This window comes from Arthrobacter sp. ISL-28 (genome assembly GCF_018613875.1).
Lineage (GTDB): Bacteria > Actinomycetota > Actinomycetes > Actinomycetales > Micrococcaceae > Arthrobacter.
Genome location: NZ_JAGGPJ010000042.1, coordinates 1 through 6746 on the forward strand (window position 1 = coordinate 1; position 6746 = coordinate 6746).

Annotated in this window: 7 protein-coding genes; 2 read left to right on the forward strand and 5 right to left on the reverse strand. The window is 62.9% G+C overall.

Features of this window, described 5'->3' with window-relative positions; genetic code table 11:
- Positions 1–215 precede the first annotated feature (215 nt).
- From J7E80_RS21825 to J7E80_RS21845, 5 genes are all read right to left on the reverse strand, one after another.
- The gene (locus tag J7E80_RS21825; RefSeq protein WP_215054309.1) at positions 216–578 is read right to left on the reverse strand and encodes a DUF1622 domain-containing protein; all 363 of its coding nucleotides are present in this window, start codon (positions 576–578) and stop codon (positions 216–218) included.
- A 360-nt stretch (positions 579–938) separates the two neighbouring features.
- Complete coding sequence (locus J7E80_RS21830) at positions 939–2162, reverse strand: MFS transporter (protein ID WP_215054310.1); 1224 nt, start codon at positions 2160–2162, stop codon at positions 939–941.
- Between the two features lies 1 nt (position 2163).
- Positions 2164–2682 carry a DoxX family protein gene (locus tag J7E80_RS21835; RefSeq protein ID WP_215054311.1) on the reverse strand — a complete coding sequence of 173 codons (519 nt, stop codon included), beginning with the start codon at positions 2680–2682 and terminating at the stop codon, positions 2164–2166.
- A 31-nt stretch (positions 2683–2713) separates the two neighbouring features.
- Positions 2714–3382 carry a hydrolase gene (locus J7E80_RS21840; RefSeq protein WP_215054312.1) on the reverse strand — a complete coding sequence of 223 codons (669 nt, stop codon included), beginning with the start codon at positions 3380–3382 and terminating at the stop codon, positions 2714–2716.
- 97 nt (positions 3383–3479) lie between these two features.
- Positions 3480–5372 (reverse strand): amidohydrolase, encoded by a 1893-nt coding sequence (locus tag J7E80_RS21845; protein WP_215054313.1) that lies wholly within the window; start codon positions 5370–5372, stop codon positions 3480–3482.
- Positions 5373–5629: 257 nt separating this feature from the next.
- On the opposite strand from J7E80_RS21845, the gene J7E80_RS21850 reads away from it, so the two are divergent.
- Positions 5630–6175, forward strand: coding sequence for a YceI family protein (locus tag J7E80_RS21850; RefSeq protein WP_215054314.1), 546 nt, complete (start codon positions 5630–5632; stop codon positions 6173–6175).
- Between the two features lie 302 nt (positions 6176–6477).
- On the forward strand, positions 6478–6746 hold a 269-nt coding region (locus J7E80_RS21855; RefSeq protein WP_215054315.1), incomplete at its 3' end, for an LLM class flavin-dependent oxidoreductase.

Sequence of the window (6746 nt, forward strand, 5' to 3'; positions counted from 1 at the left end):
GGACGCGTCGCAGCAGGGCTGGCGGCGGACGACGATTCGGCTGTGGCCGCTCCGCCTGCGAAGTGAGTGAAGGGTGTGCTGTTCAGGCGGGGGCCGGGACGGTTCCGGCGTGATTCAACCCCCTCCGCCTGGCGCATGCCGTCCCCACTGTTGCCAGGCCTGGCTGACCTCGATCCGTCGTCTCTGGCTTCTGTCAGCCGCCCGGCGCCGGAATCCTAAGAAGTCTCCTTCTGCCAGGGCCACCTTCCTGTGATTTCCAGCTCGAGCGAGAAGCTGAGGAAGGTACGGATGAGCACGATGATTTCCAGCACACCCACGCTTTCGAACGTCGGCGCGACGGCTATGGTGCGGATGATGTCGGCCGCGACCAACAATTCCAGCCCCAGCAAAATGGAGCGACCGAGCAGCTGGCGGTAGGAACGGTAAACAGAAATCTGCTGAGCACCTGCGGGGAGGCGCCGGGTCTGGTATCCGCGCAAGGCTAAGGGGATCGAGACCACCGCGCCGATCACCATTACGGCAACGCCCGCGAAATCCATGAACCTTCCGACTTCTTCAATAGGGTGCAGAAAATCCATACTGCTCTCGTTTGATTCCAGTTCTTTCGATCAATCCGGCTCGCCTAGGTTTTGCGGATTCAAGAGGATCTCCCGGTGCTCCCCGCGAATCCCGCTGGCAGAAAAACGTCTAGGAGTGCCAGTCGCGGGCCAGAATATCGCGGGAGCTCCACGGAAGACCCTGAAAAAACCTGGTACCTGCCCGCAGAAGTTAGGACCAGTGGACCCCGTCCACCGGGAGCGGCACGGCCCAGTCGGGTTACAGAGTGTCGGGGGCTGGTGGCCATCGAGACCAAAACCGGCCCGCCATAACCGACCGATGCGGAGAGAAGCGGACTTGACGTGCTCCTGTCGGACAGGTGCCGGTTCGGGCCGCTGCTTCTATTTTTCCTGGGCGGACACCTGCTGCACAGCCGCGGGGCCGGATGAAGATTTCGCGTTGATGGCCAGTGCGATGGCTGCGAGGACGATCACGGTGACAATGACTGCTGTGGTGGCGCCCGTCAGCCCGAGGGCGGGGGTCAGCGCTCCGATGGTGAGCACCGGTACGGCAAGGCCGGACTGGGCGGCGATGAAGTAGGCGGCGACGCTCTTAGCGTGGCTTTCGTGCTCGACGACGCCGGTGAGCTGTCCGAGTCCGCCCATGAATGCCAGGCCTGCTCCGAATCCGCCGAGGACGGTTCCGGCGCCGAAAAGAAGGAAGTTGGCGGTCAGGAAACCTGTGAGGACCAGGGAGAGGGAGAGGATCAGCAGGGGCAGTCCCCGAAGCAGCGACCACTGTGGTCCTCGTGACCTGAAGAGAAGTTGGGCGGTGACGCCGATTTCGAAGAGGATGAACGTTGCCAGTCCGGCTACGGCGAGGTTGTGGATCTGCAGGGTCTGGGCGATGAAGCGCGGTGTCAGGCTTGAGAATAGCCCGAGCAGGGTGAAGGTTGGAACCACTGCGATTGCGGATTTCCAGTACACCGTCCTGGCCTGTTGCGGGACACCGACGCGGGGCGTCCAGTTGATCTTTGCCCCGGGGGTGCGTGCGTGGGTTTCGGGGACGAAGAACGTCAGGACCGTCACGGCCGAGACAAGGCTGATGAAGACGATGAAGATCAGCACGGTCGGGGCAGGGAGGTACTGGGCGGAGGCACCTGCGATGAGCGGTCCCAGGCCGAGTCCGCCCATGTTTGCTGCGGTGGAGATCATCGCGGGGAAGGCTTTATTCCTGCCCCTGAACAGCTCCGAGAGTGCGGCGGTCGCGGCGGAGGTGATCAGTCCCACGCTGACGCCGCTGAGGAATCTGGCGGCGAGCAGCATTGGAACGCTGGAGGCGAAAATAAAGAACAGGGTTGAGGCGATGGCAAGGATCAGCGCGGCGATGGCCAGTGGCCGGCGGCCGACCTGGTCGGAGAGACCGCCGAAGAAGATCAGTGCCAGCAAGGTACCAAAGACGTAGATCGCGAAGACCCACGTTGTTGTTTCGGGGCCGAAACCGAACTCGTTCCCCCACAGGGTGTAGAGGGGGATGGGCAGCGTGCCTCCGGTGGTCAGCAGCGCGAAGGTGGCCGCGATAATGGCGAATGATGTCCTGTAACTGGTTTGGGGGAGGCGGGGCATGTCAGATTTTCCTTTTGCCCGGGGGCGGAGTGGTGTTGGTGTGAAGCAGGGCCCTGACTCCGAGCCCTGAGGCGATGCCGGCAAGCGTCGTGGCCGCTCCGATCCATAGCGGGTAGGCGCTGATGCCCAGGGCCGCGTCGACGGAGTATCGTCCGGGACCGGCCAGGCTGAGGGCGGCAGCGATGGTTATGAGTACCAGAGGGTACTCATAACCATCGTGCTGGACCCAAAGGCCGTTCCTTGCCTTAACGGTCAGGGCGACGGTCATAACGCCGATGGCGACCATTCCGGCGAGGGGAGTCAGAGCACCGGCAACCAGGAAGAGGCCTCCTCCAAGCTGGCCAGCCCCGGCGGCCAGCGCCGTGAAGGCGCCGCCGCGGAACCCGTCAGCCTCGAACTCGTCGATGCCGCCCTGAAGGCCTCTCCCGCCTAGGCGGAAGGAGACTTTCTGCACACCGTGGCCGGCGATCAGCAATCCGATCACCACGCGGAGCAGCAGGATTCCCGCATCAACATTCATGAAGTCGGCCCTCCCCGTCGTTATTACCGGCTCAGCCTGCGTTACCGCCGAGGAAGTCCCCTGCGTAGTACATGCCCAGGCCGTAGGCGCCGCCGTGGGCCTTGACGATCTCGGAGACGGGAACATACGTTTCTCCGCGTGCCCAGTCACGCTGAAGCTCGAGCAGGACCTGGACCCAGGTGACCGGGACGGCGCCGGCGGCTGCCATTCGCTGGATTGCCAGGTCGTGGGCTTCGGGACTGACGCCTCCGGAGGCGTCGGCGACGACGTACACTTCGTAGCCCTGGGCCAGGGCGGAGAGGGCCGGCAGGACGAGGCATACCTCGGTCCACAGGCCTGAGAGGACAATCTTGGTCCGGCCGGTAGCCTTGATCGCATCGACCACGGCCTGGTCTTCCCAGGCGTTCATTGTGGTGCGGTCGATGATATCCGCGCCGGGGAATACTTCGGCCAGGGAGGGCAGCAGGTTGCCGGAGAAGGTCTTGGCGGCCACGGTGGTCAGCACGGTGGGTACGTTGAAGGCCTTGGCGGTCTTGCCCAGTCCCACGGTGGCATTAATGATAGCGCCGCGGTCACCCTGGCTTCCGACGCCGAAGAACATCTGCGGCTGGTGATCCACGAAGAGGAACACGCTGTTGTCGGGTGTGATGAGGTTCTCGCTCGGGACTGCCTGGACGTTTTCGAGGTTGACGTTTGTCATTGTCTTGCTTCCTTCACTGTTGTTGTTGGGGGTTTTTCTTAGCGCTGCACGGAGGATGTCGTACAGACGTCTCTTTTTCATCGGGTTCTTCTGATGATTAGTGGGCGTGGGTTTCAAAGGCATCGCCGGCGACGATCGCCGGCGCCCCGTGATGTGCTGAGCGCCACTGCTGCTGTTGTTCGGATTCTGCGGCAGCCTGGGCGAGCAGCTCGGCCTGACGTCCGCCGGTGCTCGAGGGTTTGGCGGTGGCCTGATAGCCGCCGTAGTGGGCGACGGGGCTCCAGAGCGGGCTGATGGCCGGGATTTCCTCCTCCTGGCCTTCATAGTCACCAGCTGCATAGACGATGCGCCCGCCAACAATGGTGGCCAGTGCCTCGATGTGCGGAATGTCCCGCTCGTCGACGGCAAAGAAGTCATCCGAAAGGATGCTCAGGTCACCGTAGAAGCCTTCACGCAGAATGCCTTTGACGTTGTCCTCGCCAGTGAGTTTCGCTCCTGCCACCGTGTACATCTGCAGTGCCTGTTCGCGGCTGACCCGGTTTTCGGGCGGGTAGATAAGGGTGTTGCCGATGGTGCGTCCGGAGACCAGCCAGTGCAGCGCGACCCAGGGGTTGTAGGAGGAGACGCGGGTGGCGTCCGTTCCTGCCCCGACCACCATTCCGCGGCCGAGCATCTCGCGGATCGGCGGGGCCTCGGCTGCGGCGCCGGCGCCGTAGCGCTGAACGAAGGCTTCGCCCTGGAAGGACATGCGGTTCTGGATGGACAGTGACCCGCCCAAGGCTGCGACCCGGTCCATGCTGGAGCTGCTGATCGTCTCGGCGTGGTCGAAGATCCACCGGTTCCCGCCCGGGAACAGGCCGTCGGCGGCGAGTTTTTCGAACACGGCCAGGTCGCGTTCGATTGTTTCGTTGTAGGTGGCATGGAGGCGGAAGCCCCAGCCGTGTTCCATCAGCAGGCGGACGGCCTTTTCGAACTCGACTTCATAGTTCGACGCAAGTTCCGGGCGGGGTTCGGTGAAGTTTTCGAAGTCCCCGGCGGCCCAAGTGAGGTTTTCACCGGCGCCGTTCAGCCGCAGGTATTCGTCCCCGTCTCCGGGTTTGACAGTCTCCACCCAGCGTTTGAGGTCATCGAGTTCCTGGCCGGCAACCTGGGGGAACAGGTGGTAGGCGATACGGAGGGACAGATTGCCTTCGTTGGCCAGATCCATGACGGTCCGGTAGTTGTCCGGGAAGTTCTGGAAGCCGCCGGCGGCGTCGATGGCAGAGGTGAGGCCGAACCTGTTGAGCTCCCGCAGGTACTGGCGGGTCGAGTTCTTCCGTTCGTCTTCGGGCAGCAGTGGGGCCTTGGCCAGGGTCGAGTACAGGACCAGGGCGCTGGGAGCGGCGAGCAGCAGGCCGGTCGGTTCTCCGTCACGGCCGCGGACGATCTGGCCGCCTTTGAAGTCCGGGGTGTCCTTGGAGTAGCCGGCGGCCTTGACCGCGGCCCGGTTCATCAGGGCAGACTGATACAGGTTGAGGATGAAAACCGGGGTGTCCGGGGCGGCTTCGTTCAATTCCGCCACGGTAGGCAGCCGCTTCTCTGCGAACTGCTCCTTGGTAAACCCGCCCACAACGCGGACCCACTGGCCCCTCGGTGTGCGGGCAGCCTGCTCACGGAGCATCTGCATTGCCAGCTTCAACGTCGGCACGCCGTCCCAGCGAAGTTCCATCACGTAGTTCAGCCCGCCGCGGATGACGTGCAGATGGGAGTCGTTAAGCCCCGGAATCACCCGGCGGTTCTGCGCGTCGACGATCTTGGTAGCGGCCCCGGCCACCTTCAGAATGTCGGCATCATCACCGACAACAACGACCTTGCCGTCTTTAATGGCCACTGCCGTGGCCTGGGGCCGCGCCGGATCTCCGGTGAAAACCTTGGCATTTCTAACGATGATGTCTGCTGGCTGTTCAGCATCACTGCGGGGTATGATCCCGCCTACAGGCATTGTGGGCATGTCCGCCCACCTCCAATCCATTTAGCGAATGACGCTCTTGGGCCTTCTGGGTTCACTCCCTCGCCTCCCCGGATCGGGTGATGCAGAGCGGTGGAGGACTGACAGAAAACAATCTACCTTCTGAGGAAGATATTTCCAAGCAAAATATATCCTCAAAAGACTCTTCTTAGTTGACATCCAACAGGTGAACAGTCATAGTTATATGCATACGCATGCAAGTCGAGGCTTGCTGAACCCACATCACGCAGGAGACGAATATGACGACGATTGAGCTCACCCCGGGCACGTGGACCCTTGACCAGGCGCACACTGAGGTGGGTTTCTCGGTCCGCCACGCGGGCATCAGCAAGGTGAGGGGAGCATTCACCGAGGCCTACGCAACCCTCGTTGTCGGTGAGACGCTGGACACCTCCTCCGTCGACGCCACAGTGCAGACGGCGTCCTTCGATTCCAACGACAACAATCGGGACGCCCACGTCAAGAGCCCGGACTTCTTCGACGTTGAGCAGTACCCGCACATGACCTTCAAGGCAACCGAAGTTCAGGGCACCCCGGAGAACTTCCGGCTCACCGGAGACCTGACCATCAAGGAAACCACCAGGCCGGTAACCTTCGACGTCGAGTTCGGCGGCGTGGCCGTCGACCCGTTCGGTGCCACCCGCGCCGGGTTCTCCGCCACGGCGCAGATCTCCCGCAAGGCATTCGGCATCACCTGGAATGCCGCCCTGGAAGCCGGCGGTGTTCTGGTCGGTGACAAGGTCACCATCACCGTAGACTCCGCCTTCGTACTCCCGGCCAGCTAATCCCCGGGCACCCCTCCGTAGCCGGTCCCCCTCCGGTAAACGGTAGCCAAGGGCGCGGGTACCCGATACCGGGCGCCCGCTCCCTTGGCCGGGATGCCGCATCCGGCAACACTGCAGCGTCGGCGGATACGGGACCCGGTACCGCCGTCGGAAGCCGTTCCGGTCGCAACGCAAAACGCACACCGGACTGGCCCCGAACGCTCCGGGGGAAAGAGCACGTGGACCCCCCACACATGCACTTGCAGATAAACCGGATATGCCTATAACAGGCCGAGACACCGCCGGCGAACGGAAGGCTCATTATGCAGATCGGCGTATTCAGCGTCAGCGACATCACCCAGGATCCCACCACGGGGTACACCCCTTCGGAGAATGAGCGGATCAAGGCCTCGGTGGCGATCGCCAGGAAGGTCGAAGAAATCGGCATGGACGTGTACGCCATCGGCGAGCACCACAACCGTCCGTTCTTCTCCTCCTCTCCCACCACGACGCTTGCGTACATCGCCGCGCAGACGGAACGCATCACGCTCTCCACGGCCACCACGCTGATCACCACCAACGATCCTGTGAA

Bases quoted from the DNA above. Each gene is read 5' to 3' on its own strand.
- J7E80_RS21825 (WP_215054309.1), bottom strand. From the start codon at position 578: ATGGATTTTCTGCACCCTATTGAAGAAGTCGGAAGGTTCATGGATTTC.
- J7E80_RS21830 (WP_215054310.1), bottom strand. From the start codon at position 2,162: ATGCCCCGCCTCCCCCAAACCAGTTACAGGACATCATTCGCCATTATC.
- J7E80_RS21835 (WP_215054311.1), bottom strand. From the start codon at position 2,682: ATGAATGTTGATGCGGGAATCCTGCTGCTCCGCGTGGTGATCGGATTG.
- J7E80_RS21840 (WP_215054312.1), bottom strand. From the start codon at position 3,382: ATGACAAACGTCAACCTCGAAAACGTCCAGGCAGTCCCGAGCGAGAAC.
- J7E80_RS21845 (WP_215054313.1), bottom strand. From the start codon at position 5,372: ATGCCCACAATGCCTGTAGGCGGGATCATACCCCGCAGTGATGCTGAA.
- J7E80_RS21850 (WP_215054314.1), top strand. From the start codon at position 5,630: ATGACGACGATTGAGCTCACCCCGGGCACGTGGACCCTTGACCAGGCG.